At 64.6% G+C, this 19,784-nt stretch carries 20 protein-coding genes; 5 read left to right on the plus strand and 15 right to left on the minus strand.

The window, feature by feature from the left end:
- Window position 1 precedes the first annotated feature (1 nt).
- The 5 genes from kdpA to ACT6Q8_RS09405 all read right to left on the minus strand — a co-directional run bounded on the left by kdpA (window position 2) and on the right by ACT6Q8_RS09405 (window position 4,488).
- The gene (gene kdpA, locus ACT6Q8_RS09385; protein WP_444732432.1) at window positions 2-1,693 is read right to left on the minus strand and encodes a potassium-transporting ATPase subunit KdpA; all 1,692 of its coding nucleotides are present in this window, start codon (window positions 1,691-1,693) and stop codon (window positions 2-4) included.
- Between the two features lie 45 nt (window positions 1,694-1,738).
- Window positions 1,739-1,855 carry a potassium-transporting ATPase subunit F gene (locus ACT6Q8_RS09390; protein ID WP_082371977.1) on the minus strand — a complete coding sequence of 39 codons (117 nt, stop codon included), beginning with the start codon at window positions 1,853-1,855 and terminating at the stop codon, window positions 1,739-1,741.
- A gap of 166 nt (window positions 1,856-2,021) precedes the next feature.
- Window positions 2,022-2,909, minus strand: a complete 888-nt coding sequence (locus tag ACT6Q8_RS09395; RefSeq protein WP_444732420.1) for a VOC family protein — start codon at window positions 2,907-2,909, stop codon at window positions 2,022-2,024.
- Entirely contained in the window at window positions 2,906-3,259 is a 354-nt protein-coding gene (locus ACT6Q8_RS09400) for a hypothetical protein (RefSeq protein WP_054166230.1), read from the minus strand. Before ACT6Q8_RS09400 ends, ACT6Q8_RS09395 begins: the two co-directional genes overlap by 4 nt.
- A complete protein-coding gene (locus ACT6Q8_RS09405; RefSeq protein WP_054166231.1) occupies window positions 3,259-4,488 on the minus strand; it encodes a class I SAM-dependent methyltransferase in 1,230 nt (409 codons plus the stop codon). The genes ACT6Q8_RS09400 and ACT6Q8_RS09405 overlap by 1 nt, the downstream gene beginning before the upstream one ends.
- Window positions 4,489-4,703: 215 nt before the next feature.
- Between ACT6Q8_RS09405 and ACT6Q8_RS09410 the strand changes: the two genes are divergently transcribed.
- Complete coding sequence (locus ACT6Q8_RS09410; RefSeq protein ID WP_444732419.1) at window positions 4,704-6,089, plus strand: alpha/beta fold hydrolase; 1,386 nt, start codon at window positions 4,704-4,706, stop codon at window positions 6,087-6,089.
- On the opposite strand, the gene ACT6Q8_RS09415 is transcribed toward ACT6Q8_RS09410, so the two are convergent.
- The 9 genes from ACT6Q8_RS09415 to ACT6Q8_RS09455 all read right to left on the minus strand — a co-directional run bounded on the left by ACT6Q8_RS09415 (window position 6,086) and on the right by ACT6Q8_RS09455 (window position 14,105).
- On the minus strand, window positions 6,086-7,204 hold the full coding sequence (locus tag ACT6Q8_RS09415; protein ID WP_054166233.1) for a CaiB/BaiF CoA transferase family protein: 1,119 nt from the start codon (window positions 7,202-7,204) through the stop codon (window positions 6,086-6,088). The two genes, ACT6Q8_RS09410 and ACT6Q8_RS09415, sit on opposite strands and share 4 nt — an antisense overlap.
- The gene (locus tag ACT6Q8_RS09420) at window positions 7,204-8,331 is read right to left on the minus strand and encodes a CaiB/BaiF CoA transferase family protein (protein WP_444732418.1); all 1,128 of its coding nucleotides are present in this window, start codon (window positions 8,329-8,331) and stop codon (window positions 7,204-7,206) included. Before ACT6Q8_RS09420 ends, ACT6Q8_RS09415 begins: the two co-directional genes overlap by 1 nt.
- A gap of 11 nt (window positions 8,332-8,342) precedes the next feature.
- Window positions 8,343-9,539: an acyl-CoA dehydrogenase family protein gene (locus ACT6Q8_RS09425; RefSeq protein ID WP_444732417.1), complete on the minus strand. Its 1,197-nt coding sequence runs from the start codon at window positions 9,537-9,539 to the stop codon at window positions 8,343-8,345.
- 22 nt (window positions 9,540-9,561) lie between these two features.
- Window positions 9,562-10,083 (minus strand): MaoC family dehydratase, encoded by a 522-nt coding sequence (locus tag ACT6Q8_RS09430; protein WP_054166236.1) that lies wholly within the window; start codon window positions 10,081-10,083, stop codon window positions 9,562-9,564.
- Window positions 10,084-10,100: 17 nt separating this feature from the next.
- A complete protein-coding gene (locus ACT6Q8_RS09435) occupies window positions 10,101-10,916 on the minus strand; it encodes an HpcH/HpaI aldolase/citrate lyase family protein (protein WP_054166237.1) in 816 nt (271 codons plus the stop codon).
- A 94-nt stretch (window positions 10,917-11,010) separates the two neighbouring features.
- Window positions 11,011-11,973 (minus strand): alpha/beta hydrolase fold domain-containing protein, encoded by a 963-nt coding sequence (locus ACT6Q8_RS09440; RefSeq protein WP_444732416.1) that lies wholly within the window; start codon window positions 11,971-11,973, stop codon window positions 11,011-11,013.
- A gap of 32 nt (window positions 11,974-12,005) precedes the next feature.
- The gene (locus ACT6Q8_RS09445) at window positions 12,006-12,893 is read right to left on the minus strand and encodes a polysaccharide deacetylase family protein (protein WP_444732415.1); all 888 of its coding nucleotides are present in this window, start codon (window positions 12,891-12,893) and stop codon (window positions 12,006-12,008) included.
- Between the two features lie 43 nt (window positions 12,894-12,936).
- Complete coding sequence (locus ACT6Q8_RS09450) at window positions 12,937-13,782, minus strand: SDR family NAD(P)-dependent oxidoreductase (protein WP_444732414.1); 846 nt, start codon at window positions 13,780-13,782, stop codon at window positions 12,937-12,939.
- Window positions 13,783-13,793: 11 nt separating this feature from the next.
- Window positions 13,794-14,105 carry a hypothetical protein gene (locus tag ACT6Q8_RS09455; RefSeq protein ID WP_444732413.1) on the minus strand — a complete coding sequence of 104 codons (312 nt, stop codon included), beginning with the start codon at window positions 14,103-14,105 and terminating at the stop codon, window positions 13,794-13,796.
- A 110-nt stretch (window positions 14,106-14,215) separates the two neighbouring features.
- On the opposite strand from ACT6Q8_RS09455, the gene ACT6Q8_RS09460 reads away from it, so the two are divergent.
- A complete protein-coding gene (locus ACT6Q8_RS09460; RefSeq protein WP_444732412.1) occupies window positions 14,216-15,238 on the plus strand; it encodes an NADP-dependent oxidoreductase in 1,023 nt (340 codons plus the stop codon).
- 10 nt (window positions 15,239-15,248) lie between these two features.
- Window positions 15,249-15,650 carry a YciI family protein gene (locus ACT6Q8_RS09465; RefSeq protein ID WP_444732411.1) on the plus strand — a complete coding sequence of 134 codons (402 nt, stop codon included), beginning with the start codon at window positions 15,249-15,251 and terminating at the stop codon, window positions 15,648-15,650.
- Between the two features lie 245 nt (window positions 15,651-15,895).
- Here ACT6Q8_RS09465 and ACT6Q8_RS09470 read toward each other — a convergent pair whose 3' ends face one another.
- Window positions 15,896-16,741: a helix-turn-helix domain-containing protein gene (locus ACT6Q8_RS09470; protein ID WP_054166244.1), complete on the minus strand. Its 846-nt coding sequence runs from the start codon at window positions 16,739-16,741 to the stop codon at window positions 15,896-15,898.
- Between the two features lie 357 nt (window positions 16,742-17,098).
- Here ACT6Q8_RS09470 and ACT6Q8_RS09475 point away from each other — a divergent pair, with 357 nt between their 5' ends.
- Window positions 17,099-18,247, plus strand: coding sequence for an FAD-dependent monooxygenase (locus tag ACT6Q8_RS09475; RefSeq protein ID WP_444732410.1), 1,149 nt, complete (start codon window positions 17,099-17,101; stop codon window positions 18,245-18,247).
- A gap of 18 nt (window positions 18,248-18,265) precedes the next feature.
- Window positions 18,266-19,780: an aldehyde dehydrogenase family protein gene (locus ACT6Q8_RS09480; RefSeq protein WP_444732409.1), complete on the plus strand. Its 1,515-nt coding sequence runs from the start codon at window positions 18,266-18,268 to the stop codon at window positions 19,778-19,780.
- The last annotated feature ends 4 nt before the right edge of the window (window positions 19,781-19,784 follow it).

Here is a 19,784-nt window from a genome sequence, read left to right on the forward strand (position 1 = left end):
CTCACGGGGTCACGGCGGCGGTCAGCATCAGATGCTCCACTACCGGGCCCAGCGACAGGGCAGGGAAATAGGTCAGGCCGCCGACAATCAGGATCATCGCCACCAGCAACCCGACGAACAGCGGGCCGGTGGTGGGAAATGTGCCTGCCGACGGTGGCACGAGTTTCTTGGAGGCCAGCGAGCCAGCGGCGGCCAGCATGGGCACGATGATGAAGAACCGGCCCACGAACATGGCGATGCCCAGCGTGACCGTGTACCAGCTATTGCTGGCCGTCAGCCCCGCAAAGGCGCTGCCATTATTGGCGGCGGCAGAGGTGTAGGCGTACAGCACCTCCGAGAACCCATGCGGTCCCGCATCCTGAATGCCGGCAAGGCCCGGTGCGATGGTCACGGCCACCGCCGTGAACAGCAGGATCATGGCCGGCATGGCCAGGATGGTCAGCACGGTCATCTTGATTTCCCGCGCTTCCAGCTTCTTGCCAACATATTCCGGCGTGCGGCCCACCATCAGGCCGGCCACGAACAGGGCGATGATGGCCATCAGCAGCATGCCGTAAAGCCCGGCCCCGACGCCGCCGACAATGATCTCCCCCAGCGCCATGTTGATCATCGGCACCATGCCACCCAGCGGCATGAAGCTGTCATGCATGGCATTGACGGCCCCGCAGGAGGCGGCGGTCGTGATGACCGCGAACAGGGCGGACATGGCCGTCCCGAACCGCACTTCCTTGCCTTCCATGTTGCCCAGTGTCTGATCGACATGGAACCCGGCCAGCAGCGGGTTGCCCCCTGCCTCGGCCCAATAGGCCAGCGCTACACCGCCGATGAACAGCACGCCCATGGCGGCCAGAATGGCCCAGCCCTGCTTCTCATTGCCGACCGCGCGCCCGAACAGGTTGGTCAACCCGGCGCCGATGGCGAAGATCAGCAGCATCTGCACGAAGTTCGACAGGGCCGTCGGGTTTTCGAACGGATGGGCGGAGTTGGCGTTGAAGAAACCGCCGCCATTGGTGCCCAGCATCTTGATGGCCAGCTGGCTGGCTACCGGCCCCTGGGCGATGGTCTGCTGCGCGCCTTCCACCGTTGCGGACACGGTGTAGGCGTCGAAATTCTGCGGCACCCCCTGCCAGACGAAGAACAGGGCGGCCAGGATGCTGAAGGGCAGCAGCAGGTACAGCGTGGCGCGGGTCATATCGACCCAGAAATTGCCGATGGTCATGGCCGACCGCCGTGCAAAGCCCCGCACCAGGGCCAACGCCAGGGCGATGCCGGTGGCTGCCGACAGGAAATTCTGCACCGTCAGGCCGGCCATCTGGCTCAGATAGCTCATGGTGGTTTCCCCACCATAGGATTGCCAGTTGGTGTTGGTGACGAAGCTGATGGCGGTGTTGAAGGCCAGTTCCGGCGTCACCGCCGGCAGCCCCTGCGGGTTCAGCGGCAGCAGGTCCTGCATGCGCAGAATGCCGTAGAGGAACAGCATGCCGGCCAGATTGAACAGCAGCATGGACAGGGCATAGGTCAGCCAATGCTGTTCGGTCCGCGCGTCCACGCCGGCCAGTTTGTAAAGTCCCGCTTCAACGGGGGCGAGAAGAGGCGAAAGCAGGGTGCGTTCACCCGCAAAGATGCGCGTCATGAAGCCGCCAAGCGGCCGTGTGACGGCGATGATGACCGCGCAGAACAGCGCGATCTGCATCCAGCCGATCAGGGTCAAATCGGAAACTCCGAAAGCCGGCGGCGCTCAATAGCGCTCAGGCCGGCACAGCACATGGATCAGGTAAAGGGCCAGCCCGATGGCGGTGGCGACGCCCAGGATCAAGTCCAGCATCGTCCTACAACCCCTCGCAGGCATAGGCATAGCCGACGCCCAGGGCGAACAGCCCCAGCGCCAGCGCGATCATGATGATGTCAGTCATGAAACCCCACATCGATGGGCCGTGCGGGCGCACGGCATCGGCTGCATTGAAGTTCAAATGCGCGTAAGGGTTCGATGGGGAACGGGGGCTGCGGACATTAAAATCCGTTTATGCCGGAAGCTGCACCAGTTCCAGCAGGCTTCCATCCGGCGCGCGCAGGGTGCCGGACAGGCGGCCGCCATAAACTGCGCCGTCGCGGCGGGCGGGCGGGGTGATCCATTCGCCCGGCACCGCCGACAGGTCCGGATGCGACAGGGTGCAGATGGCGATACCGGGCGGCAACTGCCCGTCATGCCGGGCACGCGGGGTCGCCGCCGGCGGATACTGGTCCAGCTCCAAAAAGATGTCGCGGTCATCCACCAGGGTGGCGATCCGGTGCCGCTGATCCAGGGGAAGGCCAAACGCGTTGGCCAGCATTGTGTAAGGGATATCCAGCCGTTCCCCCAGGCGCAGGCCGGTGGTTTCCTCAAACCATCTGATGCTGGCTTCCATATCGGAACAGGCCAGGACCAAAATGAACAGCCTGTCGATCAGGCTTTCGGCACGCGGCAGGTCGAAGGCCGGCAGGTTGCCGTTGATCTGGGTCAGATAGACGATTTCCCCATCCGGTCCCTTCACCTGCATCGGGTGGATGGTCGGCAGTCCGGTATTGAGGCGCGGCGGGCCGATAATCTCGAACGGGCTTTGCAGCATCCGTTCATTCACCGCCATGACATCCTGCACACAGATTTCCAGGGCGGCCCAGCCATGGGTGCGCAGCGGGCGGTAGCTGTCGACGGGATCGCCCGCCACGAAACGCACGAACACTTCTGCCCCACTGGCAGGTTGCAGAACCAGATAGGCGCGGCCGGCACTGGCGGGACAGCCCCAGGCGGCGGCAAGCGCGACCGACAGGTTGCCGCGTTCGACAATGGCGTAATCCAGCCATTGCACATACCGCGCGGCGCTGGCCTCCGGGTCGGTCACCGTCAGGGTGGCGGCGCGGAGCAGCTTCATCGGGCCAGTTCCTCGGCGATATTCTCGCTGGTGTCATCCAGGGCGGAAATGGCTTCCGCCTCCTGCTGCACCACACGCAGAACGCGGGCCAGGAACTCCTGGTTCCACAAGCCGCGTTCGGCGGCTTCGGCCTTGCTGGGGGCGAAGCTGTCGATCTCCGCCCGGCTGACGATGCCCTTGGCCGCCAGCAGTCGTTCCAGCGTGTCCAGGCGCTGGCGGGTCACCACCAACTCGCCGGCCAGCGACATGGCGACCGCCAGCGCGCGTTCCGCCTCCCAGCTTTCCAGGAAGCGCGGGCGCTTGCCCGTGGGTTTGGCCGATGCCCCGGCCAGGGCCTGCTGGATCGACATCACGCAACCTCCTTGCGGGCACCCACGACGTGCCAGGCCGCCTTGCGGCCATAATCCTCGCCCTCGCTGTCGGCGGCGTCGGGGAAGATGGTCTTGTCCACCACGGCGGTCACGCCGCCATGGATCAGGCTTTCACGCGCAAAGCCGGCCTGCACCATCCAGGTATCCAGGTCCGCTTCATGCATCTTCGTCCAGAACGGCTCTGCGTTGTAGAAGGCGTCCCAGTCGCGCATCGCCTGTTCGAACAGCGGCATCTGGGGCGAATATTGCGGCTGTTCAACATGCAGGACGATCCCGCCGGGCGCCAGCAGACGGTGCGTTTCCTTGAAGATACGCTGCATGGAGCTGTAGCTGGTTTCATGCAGGAACATGGTGGTCTGCACCCAGTCGAAACTGCCATCCGCGAATTGCGGCAGGCTTTCGACATTGGCCTGCACGAAGCGGATATTGTCCACATTCAGGCTTTTGGCGCGGGCCAGACCGTAACGCAGCATCGGCGCGCCGACATCGACGGCCACCACCTCTGCATCAGGAAAGCCCTGGGCCAGCGGCAAAACGCTATGACCCAGCCCGCAACCCAGATCAAGAATACGCTTCGGCTTGAAGTTCGGCAGGTTCCTGGCGACCCAGGTGACCACCGCCTGACCGCCGCCATCCGACCATTGGCCCAGCATGCCGCCCGTCGTCGCGAACAGGCCGCAATCATAATTGGCGGCATTGGCGACATCGCCGGGGCCATATTCGGTGTGATAACTGCCGGGCATGCAATGATGGTCGATGGCCGCGACATAGCGGGGCAGGGGCAGCGACGGGTCCAGCGTCAGGCGCGGATCACCGTCAGTCAGGGCCGCGGCGCGGGCCGCCAGTTCCTCCCGCTGGCGCAGGGTGACCCAGCGTCCGGCCTGCTGGCGCATCTCCATGGTGTTCCGGCGCAGCGCCGACCAGACCTGCCAGTAGGGATCACGGGCCAGGGCGCGGCGCACCTGCTGCCGGTCTGTGAATTCCTTGCCCGGCGCCACACGCGTGTCGAACGCCGTCTTCACGCCGGGCAGCACGCGGCTGGCCAGATGCCGGTTCATATGGGCCAGGAAGTTGAAACGCTCGACCTCGTCATGCGTCATCTCCGGGAAGATGCCGTGGCGACCGACCGCGCGGTAATCGGGCGGGCCGTCATAGGCGGCCAGCAGGGCCGCATCGCGATCCCGTTCCGGTTTGCCTGAACCGTCCATATCCTTGCACCCTCCTGCCCTGCGTCGCATGACCGTATCCGGTTGGGGCGAACTGTACGGTTCATGCCGCCCGCCCGCCGCATGTCCGATCCCAAATCTCCACCACGTGGATGATGGGGCGTCTGCCCGCCCTGCGGACAATGGGGGTGGGGCCACCTGGACCAACCGTTTCGCCCCACCCCATCATCCAGGCCTGCCAGGATCGGGAGGCGTGGATGACCAGGGTAACGCGGCACTTCATCAAGGTTGACGGGCGGCTGGTTCATTACCGGCGCGCCGGGCAGGGGCCGGTCCTGCTGGCCCTGCATCAGTCCCCCCGCGACAGTGCCGAACTGCTGCCCCTGATGCGCGCGATGGCACCCTTTGCGACCGTGATCGCGCCGGACAATCCCGGTTTCGGCCTGTCCGATCCGCTGCCGCCGGGTTCCGCCACGATGGACCGGTTTGCCGACGCTGTCGATCGTCTGATGGACGCGCTGGGCCTGATCCGGGCCGCGTTCTATGGCCTTCATACCGGTGCCTGCATCGCCAGCCGCTTCGCCGCCCTCTATCCGCAGCGTGTCTCCGGCCTTGTCGTTGATGGCTTCATGTTCATGGAGGAGACGGAAAGGGCGGATATGCTGGCCCATTATCTGCCGGCCTTTCATCCGCAATGGGATGGCGGGCATCTGGCCTGGGCCTGGCATCGCATCCGCGATCAGGGCATCTTCTTCCCCTGGTATCGCCGTGACCCTGCAGCCCGGCTGGCCCGGCCAAAGCCTGACCTGACCCGCATCCATGATCAGATCATGGAATTCCTGCGGGCTGGCGACAGCTATCGCACTGGGTATGAGGCGGCTCTGTCCTATCGCCCGGCGGCGGACATGGTGGCCCTGACGGTTCCCACATTGCTGTTCGCGGCACAGGATGATCCGCTGTGCCGCTACATGGCGAAGCTGCCGGCGCTGCCGGACGGTGTCACGGCGGGGACGGCACCCAACCGCACCGCCGCCTGGGATGTCATTACCGGCTTCCTGCGTCGGCACCTGCCCGCCGAGCCGGCACCACCCCCGCCCACCTTTGCGGCGCGGGGCGTGACGGATGGCATCGCCTGGGTGGCGGGTGGGCAGGGGGCGCCCTGTCTGCGTCTGCATGATCTGGGTGGGGCTGGCAGTCTTCTGCCCCAGCCATCCGCCGGTGCCTGGTTGGCTCCTGACCTGCCCGGCATGGGCGACAGTGAGGCGGTGGCCGATCCCGGCGATCTTGCCGCCATGGCCGATGCCATCGCCGGCCTGCTGACCAAACGCGGCTGGATAGGGGGAGAGGTGGAAGGCTGGGGTTATGGCGCGGCTGTCGCGGCCCTGCTGGTGAGGCGGCATCCGGGGCTGGTCACGGGCCTGACCCTGCATTCCGGCATCGCCGAACCGCCCCTGGATCTGCGGCCCGTGGAAGGGGGCGGGCACCTGCTGGCGGCGTGGCAACAGGCGCGCGACAGCCACCTTTTCACCTCCGGGAATGGTGTGCTGCCGGGGCCGGAGCAGTTGCAGGCGGAGACTTGGTACTGGCTGAAAGCGGCACCGATCCTGGACCGGGCCTGGAAGGCGCTGGGGGAGGGAGTTTAACCCTGGCCCCACCGTGCTGACTTGTCCCCGAAGGCGGGCAGGCCGAAGTGTGGTTGGGCCGGTTCATCCGTGAACCGGATCGGCACACCGATATGGCGATAGCCATCGCCATCCGTCAGCACCATGCCGCGTTCGGCCACAAACGGATCGTCGAACGCATCCTTCAGGCTGCGCACGGGCGCCCAGCAGCAATCAACCCCGCGCAAAAACTTCTGCCAGTCGGTCAGGCTGCGCGTGGCGAAAGTTTCCTTGAAGAAGGCGCGCAACGGTTCCTGCGCCTGGCCCGGCGGCAATTTGGCAAAGGACAGCAGGTCTGGGCGGCCCAGTGCCTTCAGCAGGTTTTCGGCAAACTTAATCTCCGACCCGCCCAGCACCAAGAAACGCGCGTCCGCCGTTTCATAGATATGGTACATGGCCGATCCGCCGAAGCTGCGCATCTCCTTGACCGGCGGGTGGCGATCCTCGGCAAAGACCGGGCCGGTGACGTTGGGGGTCCAGGCGAAGGCGGCATCGAACATGGACAGGTCGACATAGTCGCCCTTGCCCGTAGTCGCCCGGCGCAGCAGGGCCATCAGCACGCCGGACAGGGCCATCAGGCTTGCCGCCATGTCGGCCACGGGCATGTTGGGGCTGGCTGGCTTATCGTCTGTCAGGCCCCGGTTCAGGTCCACCAGACCGGCCAGCGCCTGCACCGTCATGTCATGGGCCGGCTTGTGCGCGTATTTCCCCGTCTGCCCGAAGGCGGAGATGGAGCAATAGACGACCCCCGGATTGACCGCGCGCACCGCGTCATAATCAACGCCCAGGCGCTTCACTACGCCGGGGCGGAATGCCTCCACCACCACATCGGCCTCTGCGGCCAGTTCCATGAAGATGGCATGATCCGCCGGGTCCTTCAGGTTCAGGGCGACTGACCGCTTGCCCCGCGCGATGTTGCGGAACCAGACGGTGACCCCGTCCCCGGTCTTCTGCCCGATTTCCCGCGTCGGCTCGCCGGTACCATTGGCGGGTTCCACCATGATCACGTCGGCGCCATGGTCGGCCATCATCATGGTCATGTGCGGACCCGGCAGGAAGGCCGACAGGTCCAGAACCTTGATCCCGTTCAGCTTCATTAGCCCCTCTCCCCCAGCTTGGGCGCGCGGCGGCCCTTTGGCCGCTCACCATTGATACGGATGGGGGATGAGAGCAGGCGCAAGGTCCCATCCCTGGCGTCGGGATGCTCCACATCCTCCACCATCCCGATCTCCGCCACGAACGGGTTGTCCAGCGCCTGATCCAGGTTCGTGATGGGCGCGAAGGGCACATGCCCACCCAGGATCGACAGCCATTCCGCCGTCGTCTTCGTGGACAGCAGCTCATCCAGCGTGTCCGACAGAAGCTGCCGGTTGGCGCGACGGGCGGGGATGTCCTTGAACTCCGGACGGTCAAGCAGATCTGCCCGGCCCGTGCGACGGCAGAATTCCTCCCAGAATTTCGGGGTCTGGCACATCAGCATGGCCCAGCCATCCCTGGTCTTGAAGGACTGGCTGGGGGCGATGGATGGATGCGCCCCGCGCGGCAGGCGTGTCACCTGATCGCCGGCATTCAAATACCATGTGGCGGGGTAGGAGAGCTGGTGCAGTGCTGTGTCGAACAGCGCCACATCCACGTCGCAGCCTACACCCGTGGCTTTCGCGCCGAGGATGGCCGACACGGTCCCGAACGCCATCATGGTGCCCGTCATGAAATCGACCATCGACACGCCCAGCCGCGTCGGCGGGGCATCCGGCTCGCCCGACAGGCCCATGAACCCGGCCTCGGCCTGCATCAGATAATCATATCCGGGCCATGTCTCCCGGCTGTTGCCCCGCCCATAGGCCGACAGGTGCGCGCACACCAGACCCGGGTTGATATCCTTCACGGCCTCATAGGTCAGGCCCAGCTTTTTCGGCTGATCCCCGCGCAGATTGTTGATCAGGGCGTCCGCCCCCTTCAGCAGATCATTGAACGCGGCGCGGCCCTCCGGCGTCTTCAGGTCGATGCTGGCCGACTGCTTGCCCTTGGAAAAGGTCTGGAAGAACTGGCTGTCCTGTTCGCCCAGAAAATGCGGCCCCGTCGCGCGGGAGACATCCCCGCCCGTTGCAGCATTTTCCACCTTGATCACCGTGGCGCCCAGATCGGCCAGCAGCATGCTGCCATAAGGCCCAGCGCCATATTGCTCCACCGCGATGACGCGGATGCCGGAAAGGGGGCGGGTCATGGGAGGCTCCCTCACACCGGATTGCGGGCGATCATCTGCTTGGCGATGATGATGCGCTGCATCTCGTTGGTACCCTCGCCGATACACATCAAGGGAGCGTCGCGATACAGCCGCTCGATCGGATACTCCTTGGAATAGCCATAGCCGCCGAAGATGCGCATGGCCTCCAGCGTGACCTCGACACCCGTCTCTGACGCGAAATACTTGGCCATACCGGCTTCCATGTCGCAGCGGTCGCCCCGGTCGTAAGCGGCGGCAGCGTCCTGAACCAGCAATTCGGCAGCGCGGACCTTGGTCGCCATCTCACCCAACTTTAGCTGGATGGCCTGATGTTCCCCGATAGGCTTGCCAAACGTCCGCCGTGTCTGGGCATAGGCCACGCTTTCCTTCAGCGCGCGGCGGGCAATGCCGACGGCACGGGCGGCGACATTGATGCGGCCCAGTTCCAGACCACCGACCGCCATCAGGAAGCCCTTGCCCTCAACCCCGCCGACCAGGTGCCGCTCGGCATCCAGCTCGTAATCCTCAAAGATCAGCTCGGCACTGTCGATGCCCTTATAGCCCATCTTTTCCAGCTTCTTGCCGGTGCGGAAGCCTTCGTACCGCTGGCCATTGTCGGGATCGACCTTGGGCGCGATCAACATGGTCATGCCCTTGTGGCGCGGCTGCGCGTCGGGGTCGGTCTTGACCAGCAGGGCCACGGCCCCACCCTCGATCCCGTTGGAGATCCAGGTCTTGGTGCCATTGATGATATAGGTGCCGCGATCGGTGCGGGTGGCGCGCGTGCGGATGGCCTGCAGGTCGGTGCCGGCATCGGCCTCCGTCAGGCCCAGGCCGCCGCGGATGTCACCGGCGCAGAATTTGGGCAGCCAATATTCTTTCTGGGCCTGCGTCCCGAACTTCTCCACCACCGTCGCCATCATGATATGGCTGTTGAAGATGCCGGTCAGCGACATCCAGGTTTCGGCGATCAGGCTGACAATGCGGGTGTAGGTGGAGGCCGGCAGTCCCAGCCCGCCATATTCCGGGCTGATGGTGGCGCCGAACAGGCCCAGTTCCTTCATCTGCTCGACAAGCTGGGTCGGGTAGATATCGTCATGTTCCAGCCTTTCCGCCACGGGGCGGACTTCGCGGGCCAGCCAGCGTTCGATGCTGTCCAGAATGGCGGCTTCATCATCGGCGTGGATGCCGGGGTGGGGTGTGCTCATATCAGTCGGCTCCCGCGTTCGATCAGTAATTTTCAACCCGGTCTTCCACGGCATGGCCGCGGAAGGGGATCAGCATGTTGCGTTTGAACGAACAGACGGTGACGCCGTTCTGGTTCTTGCCGATGGTTCGGATGGTGACGATGCCCTGGTTGGGGCGCTTCTCTGACGCGCGCTTGGCCAGCACTTCGCTCTCGCCATACAGCGTGTCGCCGTGGAACACAGGCGCGCTGAACTTCACCTCGTCCATGCCCAGATTGGCGATGGCCTTCTGGCTCACATCCGTCACGCTCATCCCGATCAGCAGGGCCAGGGTGTAGGGGCTGACCACCAGGTTCTGCTTGAACTCGCTGGCCTTCGCGAATTCCGTATCGAAATGCATCGGATGCGTGTTCAGCGTCAGCAGCGTGAACAGGTGGTTGTCATATTCGGTGACGGTCTTGCCGGGACGATGCTCATAGATATCGCCGACATTGAAATCCTCGAAGTAACGGCCAAACGTCTCGCGATAGCGATTGGGGCCGACTTCCTTCCAGTTCTGCACCATCTTCTTGGGTCCTTATCTCATCCGGCGGCAGCGGCCAGCACGCGCCGCGCTGCCCGCACCACGGGTATCTCGATCAGCTTGCCATCCAGCAGGGCCACGCCACCGCCGGCTTGTTCAAAGGCGTCCACCACGCGGTGGGCGCGGGCGATCTCCGCCGCTGTGGGCGTGAAAACCTCGTTCACCACGGCCACCTGGGTGGGGTGGATGCAGGCCCGGCCCGTGAAGCCCAGCGCTCTGGCCCGCGCCGTGGAGGAACGTAGACCGTCAATGTCCGCGACATCGATGGAGGGAACGTCGAACAGGCCGACCCCACCCTCCGCCGCCGCCGCAACCAGTGTGGAGCGGGCATGGAGCAAGGGTTCCCACGCCAGCGCGCAGCCCAGTTCCGCGGACAGATCCACCGCCCCGAACAGCAGGGCGCGCACCCGCTTTGCGGTCGCGATGGCGGCGGCATTGCGCAGGCCGGCCGCCGTTTCGATGAGGGGTACCAGCCCCGCTGCCCGGCTGCCCAGAACCTCATCCACCAGCGACAGGTCGGCGGGGTCCGTCAGCTTGGGCAGCATCAGGGCCGCTGGTGCCTTTTCCATCGACAGCACGGCCAGAAGGTCGGCCAGCCCCGCTGCACTGCGTACCGGGTTGATGCGCAGCCACAGATGATCCGGGCATCCCTGTTCTGCGATGAAGGCGATGGCGGCGGCCCGTGCCGCGTCCTTGCCCTCTGGCGGAACGGAATCTTCCAGATCAATGCAGGTAATGTCCGCCCCGGCGCCCAGCGCCTTTGCGAACCGGTCGGCCCGCGCGCCCGGCACGAACAACAATGACCGCTCTGCCATGGTCAGTTCCTCGGTTAATATGTCCGGACATATTCGGGCCGACATGTCCCCTGTCAACCGACCATCCTGCGGTTTGACCACCAGGAGGATGAAATCAGGGCTTCAGCACGGCGTCGAAGAAGTCGACCGTGTCCTGCAGTGCCTTCACATGCGTGCTGCGCATCAGTTCCCGGTCCTTCGCCATCCAGCCATGATTGACGCCGGGATAGACCACCATGCGTGCCGATGCGCCCACGGATTTAAGCTTGTCGTGCATCACCTGCGCCTGGATCACCGGCACCGCCGCGTCCAGTTCGCCATGCAGCAGCAGGATCGGCGGGGTCTTGGCATCGACATAGTTGATGGGGCCGGCGGCCTTGATTTCGTCCGCACAGTCGGCGGCATCCTTGCAGCCCAGGAAATCATAGATCGGCTTGAAATCCTCCGGGGGTCGCGGCTTGTCGGTGACGGTAAAGTCATAGATGCCGTACCAGGGCACGGCGGCCTGCACGCAATCACCCTTTTCCACGGGCGCCGACCGGTCGCAATCCACCGCCGCCATGGCCGCCAAATGGCCGCCGGCACTGTCGCCGAATACGCCCACACGGGCCGGGTCGATGCCATAGGTGGCGGCATTGGCACGCAGCCAGCGGATGGCGGCATCCACATCCTGGCTTTGCGCCGGGAAGGTGGCTTCCGATTTCAGCCGGTAATTCACGGCAGCCACGGCATAGCCGCGCGCCGCCAGATCGGCTAGCACGGTGGGGAAATCGGCAAAGGCCGCCAACCCGCGCGAATTGCCCATGGCCCAGCCACCGCCATGGATATAGACCAGCAGCGGACGGTCCTTCGCCCCTTGCCCGCGATAGATGTCCAGCTTCAGCGGGCGATAACCGGGGATCGTCGCATAGGTCAGGTCCGGCAGGGCAACCACCCCGCCGGGGAAGGGCACCGGCAGCTTGGGCAGCGTGTCCTCCTGGCTCCAGCCGGTACTCACCTCCGCCTTCACGGGTTCCCCCGCATAGGCGGGCAGGGACAGCGACGCGCCCAGGACGGCGCACAGAAGAAGCATACGCATGGCGCGAACCTTTCAGCGGAGAAGGGGAAGAGTCAGCCAGCCTTGGGCGGTACTGCCGCCGCAAAGGCCGCCGCAATGTTGGCGCGGCTGGTCACCCAGACGTCGGAATGGCGCTTCACATGGTCCAGGAAGCCCTGGAAGGCGCCGATGCGCCCCGGACGGCCAATGATGCGCAGATGCAGGCCCAGGCTCATCATCCTGGCCCCTTCGGTCTGTGCCTCCCGGTACAGCCAATCGAAACTGTCGATGGCATATTGCTGCCAGTCGCGCGGCGTCAGGGCGGGTGCCAGCCAGAACTTCATATCGTTGCTGTCGATGGCATAGGGCATGATGACCATGGGCTTGGTCGTACCATCGGACAGGGTGACATGATCCCAAAAGGGGAAATCGTCCGAATAATCATCCATGTGATAGGAATAGCCCTCTTCCGCCAGAATGCGGCGGGTGGCATCGGTGTGCAGATAGCGTGACAGCCAGCCGACGGGGCGCGTGCCCGTCGTCTTTTCAATGGATTGCCAGCCGTCGCGGATGAACTGCCGCTCCCTTTCTTCCTTCATCCAGTATTGATGCGTCCAGCGATGGCCGTGGCAGCAGATTTCATGCCCCTGGGCCACAATCTCCGCCGCCAGATCCGGCGCGCGTTCCAGGGCGACGGAGGCGGCGGTGAAGGTCGCCTCCACCCCATATTCCTTCAGCAGGCGTATCACGCGCGGGGCGCCGGCCTTGATGCCATACTGGTAATTGCTTTCATTGCCATGGATGCGGATGGGCTTGGCCACATGCACCGACAGCTCATCCACCGGTTCGGGGCCCTTGTCCCCGTCCCGGATATTATGTTCCGCCCCTTCCTCGACATTCACGACGATGGACAAGGCCAGCTTCGACCCATTGGGCCAGATGAAATCGGCGGGTGCGGGCATGGAAACCTCTGGGATTTGGAAGGGGACGGCAGCTGCGGGCGCCTCAGTGCGGCTCCTCGCCGCCGGACACGTTCATGCTTTCGGCGGTGATGTAGCCGGCATCCTGCGAACACAGGAAAGCAACCGCACCCGCCGTATCGTCCGGCAGGCCGGGACGGCCCAGCGGGATGCGGTTCTTCATGGCCTGCAGGTAATCCTCCAGCGACAGGCCCAGCTTCTGGCTGAAATACTCATTCTGCCAGGCACCCAGGCCCGTGGTGACATGATTGGGGCAGACATTGTTGACGGTAATGCCGTGCGGCCCCAGCTCAATCGCCGTGGACCGGATCAGCCCGACCAGACCATGCTTTGATGCGCAGTAGCCGGCAGCGAAGGGAAAGCCGGACTTGGCCGCCTGGCTGGCGATATTGATGATGCGCCCGCCCCTGGCCGCCGGCACCATCACCTCCGCCGCTGCCTTGATGCCGTTGAAGCATCCGGTCAGGTTGACATCGATCACGGCCTGCCATTCGGTCGCTTCCAGATCCAGAAGCGGCTTCATGATGTAGCCGATACCGGCATTGTTGATCCAGAAATCCAGACCACCCAGCTTTTCCACGGCAAAGGCCGCCATGGCCCGCATCTGCGTCAGATTGCGCACATCGCAGGTGAAGGTCTCCACCCGCGATCCCGTGTCCGCTGTGATGTCCGCCGCCAGGGCCTGCATCTCCGACACACCACCAATCATGCTGTCGGGCGTGGCGGCATCGGCGGATTTGCCGATATCGGACAGCACGACGGACGCACCCTCGGCGGCCAGCCGGCGGGCGATGGCCTCGCCCAGCCCCTTGCGCCGGCCCGAACCGGTGACGACCGCGACCTTGCCCGCGAAACGTTTTGTGTCCGCCATGTCCGCCCCCGTCAGCCCAGCTTGTCGGTCAGGATGAAGGTGACGTCGGCCATGTCCTGGAACTGCGCCGCGATCTTCTGCATGGCCTCGGCGGCGATGTCCCGGCCGAACTGGTCCATGTCGGCGACGTCGATGATCTCAATATACTGGTAGGGCGGGGGTGCCTCGCTCCCTAGCGTGACCACAGAGCGGAATACCGCGAACTCCGTGATCGACGGCAATGCATTGACGGTGGGAAGGTCCACAGCGCGGGCCCATTCCTCATAGGCTGCGCGGTCGATGCCGGGTTTCAGGTTGAACAGGGCGATGATGCGCGTGGCCATGAGGGTTCCTCTGCCTGGAAAGGGTTGGGATGGGACTTGCAGGAATTATTGGTATATCATTATATCAATTACAAGCGCCTTGTTGCGTCCTCCCACTCAAGGATCCTTCGATGAACAAACGCATCGTCCTGGCCCGGCTCACCGGTTCGTCACCCGTGCCCGAGGATTTCCGCCTTGAAGAGGTGGCGATGCCGTCGCCCGGCCCCGGTCAGGTGCTGATCCGGGTCGATCACGTTTCGCTGGACCCCTATATCGCCAGTACCCTGCGTGGTCGCCACATGTCCGGCGGCGTGCCTGTGGGCGGTGTCATTCCGGGGGAGGCGGTGGGCACCGTTGTTGAAAGCCGTGGTGACGGTCTGGCCGTTGGCGACCGGGTGATCTGCCGCGCCGGCTGGCAGCAATTCACCGTCGCCGATATCGCCCCCGCCGGTGTGGCACAGGGTCCGCTCAGCCTCGCCGCGCAGAAGATCACGCTGCCGGACGGCGTCTCCTACACCTCGCTGCTGGGTGTGCTGGGCATGCCTGGCCTGACCGCCTGGGCCGGTACGGTCAAGATGCTGAAGCCCATTCCGGGTGACACGTTCGTGGTGTCCGCCGCCACCGGTCCGGTCGGCGCCACCGCCGGTCAGTTGGCCAAGCGCATGGGCGCCCGCGTTGTCGGTATTGCCGGTGGACCGCAGAAATGCGCCTTCGCGGTGGAAACGCTGGGCTTTGACGCCTGCGTCGATCACCGCGATCCCGATTGGGTGGCAAAGCTGGCGGCGGCCTGCCCTGACAGCATCGATTGCTATTATGACGGCGTGGGGGGCCGCATCCTGGAAGGCGTGCTGGGCCATCTGGCCCTGGGTGCCCGTGTCGTTCTGGTCGGCATGATGGAACAGTACAAGGCCCCGGCCCCGCTGCCCGGCCCCAATCTGGTGCCCATCATCAAGTTTCGCGCCACCGTCGAAGGGCTGGTCGTCTATGACCATTGGCCGGATATGCCGAATTTCCGCCGCCGCGTGGCCCCGCTGGTCCGCGACGGTCAGGTGATCGTGCGCGAGGAACGCGTGGCCGGCCTGGAAGCCGCCCCCGACGCCCTGATCCGCCTGATGGATGGCGGCAATTTCGGCAAGATGGTTCTGGACTTGTGAGGCTTTGAGAATGAACAGCACTCCCCCCACCGTCCCGCGTATCGACAGCCCGACCTTCCTGGTTCTGGCTTATGATATTGCCGACAGCGCCAAGGCCCTGGCCCTGCGCGATGAATATATGGAAGGCCATCTGGGCCATATGGAGGCCAACTGGACCCGCTATGTCAGCGCCGGGCCGATGCGCACCGAGGATGGCAAGGGCTATCTCGGCTCCATGTTCCTGCTGAAGGCCGCCAACCGTGCCGACGTGGACGCGCTGATGATCGGCGACCCCTATTTCCGCAGCGGGCTTTATGACCGGGTGGAAGTGGTGCCGGCGGTGGTTGCCATCGGCACCGCCATCGGTGGCCGCATCTGGGCCGGCGCGGATCAGTTGAAGGGCGCGCCGGCAACGGTTGTATCCAAGGGCTGATGCTTCGGGGGTTGGAAGTCGGCGGCACTATTGCTGACTTCCAACCTCATCTCTGCTATTCTAAATGCCATCAGCGCCAGATTTACGCCCGCCTCCATTTGCAGCCATCGGCTTTCGAAGCGGGAAGGCTGTGAACCATGAAACAGCCCCTGCTTTTCTGTTTCATGTTGTTGCACAGCTTGGCGCATTCGGAGGGGAGCTGCCCCGCACTCTGAATGCGGGGGGCGTTGGCGCACCTTGCCCAATCAATGCTCGACGCGCCGTTCCAGGGTCCAGTCCCAGCGGCGGGTGGGGATCTGTTCCATCGGTTCCTGCTGGCTGCCTGCCTTCCAGTCCAGATAGGCCTCGCCGATTTCACGCGCGGCTTCCTTCAGGTCGGGCAGGTAGCGGCTGGCAAACACGGCCTCGGTCACGGCCTTGTCCATGAAGCGCATACCCACACAGCCCAGCAGGGCGGAACCCGCATAAAGTGGGACGGCAGCGGTGGACTCGCCCCGATATTGCCGGATGCTGATGGCGTATCCGGCCTTGCGGATGCTGCCCAACATCTTTTCGATCATGTCGCGCTGCCGGCCCGCGCCTTCCATCTCGCCGCCCGACCCCAGCGCGATATCCAGCAGGGCCGCGCGCTGCGGCGCCGGGCTGAAGGCCAGATAGGTGCGGCCCGATGCGCTGTTCAGCAGCGGCAGGCGCACACCGGCATTGTAGCGTTCAAGGGCCAGGGGGCTGTGCTTGTCGGTGGTGTGCCGGACCAGCATGCCGTTGCCCTGGTTCGTGCTGATCGACACGGGCCAGACCAGCTTGCGGCCCAACTCGCCCAGCAGCGGCTGCGCCACCTCGCCGATCCAGGCCTCGTCGTCATAGCCATCGGAAAGGCCGCGCACCAGCACGGTCAGGCGATAGCGGTCATCCGAGCCGTCGCGCACCGCGTAGCCGGCGGAACAGAGCGTTTCCAGCACACGATAGGCAGTCGTGCGGGGCAGATCGATGGCATTGGCCACGTCCGTTACCGTCACGCCATTGCGGCTGTTCAAGACCTGCAGAACGTCCAGCACACGCAGCATCGCCCGAACAGGTTTGATCTTGTCCATTCCAGAACCTCCTGACGCGCCAACAATCAACTGACCACATGGATCATGACGGCGAATTAAAACTGTAACCGAAGAATATGCTCGTATGTCCACCTGTCGGATAAGGCGGGCGGCGAATGATGCCGTTTTGGCGGGTTTCTGCGGATTTTCGGGGGGTGGGCATAGGGCGCCATAATCGCCTACCGGATAAAACGACTGCAAATGCCCGCTAGGCTTACATTTTTCAAGGATACCGGCACGTCCGCCGTGTGGACAAGGGACCGCAGTTGCCTATCCCTGCGGCACATTCACGCCGCCTAATCGTTCGTGACGCCGATGATGGGTCGGCCGTCAACGAATCGAAGGCTTAAAACGCCCATGAGCAAAGCGAGAATAACGATCGTCGGTGGCGGCATCGGCGGGTTCACGGCGGCCATCGCGCTGTTGCGCCAGGGCTTCGCCGTCACGCTGCTGGAAGCCGCCCCCGCCTTTGCCGAGGTTGGCGCCGGCGTGACCCTGTCGCCCAACGCCATGAAGGGATATGTGCATCTGGGGCTGGCGGAGCGGATTGCCGCTGCCGGTGTCGAACCCGCCCGTCAGCGTATCCAGCATTGGCAGGATGGCCGCCTGCTGCGGTCCATCGACCGTTCCGACATGCGCGCCCGCTATGGCGCGCCCTATGTCTATATCCACCGTGCTGACCTGCACGCCATCCTGGTGGATGCGGCGGAGGCTGCGGGTGGCCGGCTGCTGACCAATGCCGGGGTGATAGCGGTGGAGGGCACCACGGCCATCCTGCATGATGGCCGCCGGATCGAGGGCGACCTGATCATCGGTGCCGATGGGTTGAAATCGGTGGTCCGCCGCCTGTTCGAACCCGCCGCCGCCCATTTCACGGGCCATGTCGCCTGGCGCGCCCTGGCCCCGGTGGAAGGGGCGTTGAAGGATCTGGTGGAATGGCCCGGCATGCATATCGGGCCGAACCGTATGGTTGTCCGATACCCGGTTCGCGGGGCCAAGATCGTCAATATGGTGTTCTTTGCCCGTCAGGATGGCTGGACCCAGGATGGCTGGACCATTCCCGCCGAACGGTCGGATCTGGAGACAACCTTCGCGGGCTGGGCGCCGGAGGTGCAGGCCATGATCGCGGCGGTGCCGGAGGGCAGGATCTATAAATGGGCCATCAATGCCCGCCGTCCGCTGGATAGCTGGATCATCAATGACAAGGTGGTGCTGCTGGGCGATGCCGCCCACGCCATGACCCCCTTCATGGGCCAGGGGGCCGCCTGTGCCATTGAGGATGCGATCGTCCTGTCGCGCGCCCTGGGTGACAGCGCCAGCACTGGTGAAGCGCTGCGCCGCTATGTCGCCGCCCGGCATGAGCGCGCCACCTTCATCCAACTGGAATCCAACGCCAACGCCGATAGGATGCAGGCCGCCAATACCGAACTGTTCGGGATGGAGGGGCTGCGCAATGAGGATACGTTGGGCCTGCTGAATTACGATTGCCGTACCGTTCCCGTTTAATCGTTGGTAGCTGATCCGATGTCCCGTAAAGCCCTGCCGTTCGACGGCCTTCCCGTTTCTTCCGCCACGCGGGCCTTTCTGGCCGAGCGGCATGGGCTGTTGATCGACGGGCAATGGCGTCCCGCCCTGTCCGGCGCCACACTGGACACCTATGACCCGGCAACCGAACTGCATCTGGCGACGGTGGCGTCCGGCGGGGCAGGGGATATCGATGCGGCGGTACAGGCCGCGACCAGGGCCTTTCACGGCCCCTGGTCGCGGTTGAAGGCGCGCGAACGTGCCGCCCCGTTGGTCCGGCTGGCTCGGCTGCTGGACCGCGATGCGGCATTGTTCACGGAGTTGGAGATCCTGGACAATGGTATGCCGCGTTTCATCGCCGGCCTGACCGTGTCCAATTGCGTGGAGATGTTCGACTATTACGCCAGCGCCATCCTGCGCATCGAAGGCGTAACCACCACGGCCCCGCCGCATGTGACGGCGGATGCGGAAGCGCTGACCTACACCTTGCGCGAACCGGTGGGTGTGGTCGGGCTGATTGTGCCGTGGAACGTGCCTGTCTCCACCCTGACCTTGAAACTGGCCCCCGCCCTGGCGGCAGGCTGCACGGTCGTGGTGAAGCCGGCGGAGGAGACGCCCCTGTCGGCCCTGGCTTTAGGCCGGTTGATCCAGGAGGCCGGCTTCCCCGACGGTGTGGTCAATATCGTCAATGGTCTGGGGGAAAGCGCGGGGGCGGCCCTCTCCACCCATGCCCAGGTCGACAAGATCAGCTTCACCGGCTCCACCGAGGTGGGACGCAAGATCGTGCAGGCAGCATCCGGCAACCTGAAAAAGGTCTGTCTGGAACTGGGCGGCAAGTCGCCCGTGGTGGTGATGCCGGATGCCGATCTGGAACTGGCCGGCCCTGGTGTGTCCATGGCGACCTTCTTCCTCCAGGGCCAGAACTGTATGGCCGGCACCCGCATCTTCGCCCATGCGTCGATCCATGATGAACTGGTGGCGCGGATGAAGGCCTTCACGGGCTTCTTCACGCTGGGTCACGGGCTGGACGCCGGCAATAATTTCGGCCCCCTGATCAGCGGGGCGCATGCGTCGCGCGTCCTTGCCCATGTGGACCGGGCGCTGGGGCAGGGAGCGACCCTGGTGACGGGTGGGGCCAAGCTGGACCGGCCCGGCCATTTCGTACCGCCCACCATCCTGACCGATGTCCGCCCCGACATGGATATCTTCCGCGACGAAGTGTTCGGGCCTGTCATGGCGGTCCATCGGTTTGAGACCGAGGATGTGGAACAGATCGCGGCCATGGCCAATGACAGCGTCTACGGCCTGTCCGGCAGCGTTTGGACCCGGAGCCTGTCGACCGCGCATAAGCTGGTCTCGCGTATCCGGTCGGGTCAGGTATCGATCAACTGCCATGGCGCCATCGCCACCAACATTCCCTTCGGCGGTTATAAACAGTCGGGCTGGGGCCGGGAATTCGGGCGTGAAGGCCTGGATGCCTATCTAGAGACGAAGGCGGTGACGGCGCGGCTGTAACGCC

Origin of the sequence: Niveispirillum sp., assembly GCF_052437035.1 — a bacterium.
GTDB lineage: Bacteria > Pseudomonadota > Alphaproteobacteria > Azospirillales > Azospirillaceae > Niveispirillum.

What these genes read in the sequence shown, in the direction of transcription:
- kdpA (WP_444732432.1), bottom strand. Translation starts at nt 1,693, where the DNA reads ATGCAGATCGCGCTGTTCTGCGCGGTCATCATCGCCGTCACACGGCCG.
- ACT6Q8_RS09390 (WP_082371977.1), bottom strand. Translation starts at nt 1,855, where the DNA reads ATGCCTATGCCTGCGAGGGGTTGTAGGACGATGCTGGACTTGATCCTG.
- ACT6Q8_RS09395 (WP_444732420.1), bottom strand. Translation starts at nt 2,909, where the DNA reads ATGAAGCTGCTCCGCGCCGCCACCCTGACGGTGACCGACCCGGAGGCC.
- ACT6Q8_RS09400 (WP_054166230.1), bottom strand. Translation starts at nt 3,259, where the DNA reads ATGTCGATCCAGCAGGCCCTGGCCGGGGCATCGGCCAAACCCACGGGC.
- ACT6Q8_RS09405 (WP_054166231.1), bottom strand. Translation starts at nt 4,488, where the DNA reads ATGGACGGTTCAGGCAAACCGGAACGGGATCGCGATGCGGCCCTGCTG.
- ACT6Q8_RS09410 (WP_444732419.1), top strand. Translation starts at nt 4,704, where the DNA reads ATGACCAGGGTAACGCGGCACTTCATCAAGGTTGACGGGCGGCTGGTT.
- ACT6Q8_RS09415 (WP_054166233.1), bottom strand. Translation starts at nt 7,204, where the DNA reads ATGAAGCTGAACGGGATCAAGGTTCTGGACCTGTCGGCCTTCCTGCCG.
- ACT6Q8_RS09420 (WP_444732418.1), bottom strand. Translation starts at nt 8,331, where the DNA reads ATGACCCGCCCCCTTTCCGGCATCCGCGTCATCGCGGTGGAGCAATAT.
- ACT6Q8_RS09425 (WP_444732417.1), bottom strand. Translation starts at nt 9,539, where the DNA reads ATGAGCACACCCCACCCCGGCATCCACGCCGATGATGAAGCCGCCATT.
- ACT6Q8_RS09430 (WP_054166236.1), bottom strand. Translation starts at nt 10,083, where the DNA reads ATGGTGCAGAACTGGAAGGAAGTCGGCCCCAATCGCTATCGCGAGACG.
- ACT6Q8_RS09435 (WP_054166237.1), bottom strand. Translation starts at nt 10,916, where the DNA reads ATGGCAGAGCGGTCATTGTTGTTCGTGCCGGGCGCGCGGGCCGACCGG.
- ACT6Q8_RS09440 (WP_444732416.1), bottom strand. Translation starts at nt 11,973, where the DNA reads ATGCGTATGCTTCTTCTGTGCGCCGTCCTGGGCGCGTCGCTGTCCCTG.
- ACT6Q8_RS09445 (WP_444732415.1), bottom strand. Translation starts at nt 12,893, where the DNA reads ATGCCCGCACCCGCCGATTTCATCTGGCCCAATGGGTCGAAGCTGGCC.
- ACT6Q8_RS09450 (WP_444732414.1), bottom strand. Translation starts at nt 13,782, where the DNA reads ATGGCGGACACAAAACGTTTCGCGGGCAAGGTCGCGGTCGTCACCGGT.
- ACT6Q8_RS09455 (WP_444732413.1), bottom strand. Translation starts at nt 14,105, where the DNA reads ATGGCCACGCGCATCATCGCCCTGTTCAACCTGAAACCCGGCATCGAC.
- ACT6Q8_RS09460 (WP_444732412.1), top strand. Translation starts at nt 14,216, where the DNA reads ATGAACAAACGCATCGTCCTGGCCCGGCTCACCGGTTCGTCACCCGTG.
- ACT6Q8_RS09465 (WP_444732411.1), top strand. Translation starts at nt 15,249, where the DNA reads ATGAACAGCACTCCCCCCACCGTCCCGCGTATCGACAGCCCGACCTTC.
- ACT6Q8_RS09470 (WP_054166244.1), bottom strand. Translation starts at nt 16,741, where the DNA reads ATGGACAAGATCAAACCTGTTCGGGCGATGCTGCGTGTGCTGGACGTT.
- ACT6Q8_RS09475 (WP_444732410.1), top strand. Translation starts at nt 17,099, where the DNA reads ATGAGCAAAGCGAGAATAACGATCGTCGGTGGCGGCATCGGCGGGTTC.
- ACT6Q8_RS09480 (WP_444732409.1), top strand. Translation starts at nt 18,266, where the DNA reads ATGTCCCGTAAAGCCCTGCCGTTCGACGGCCTTCCCGTTTCTTCCGCC.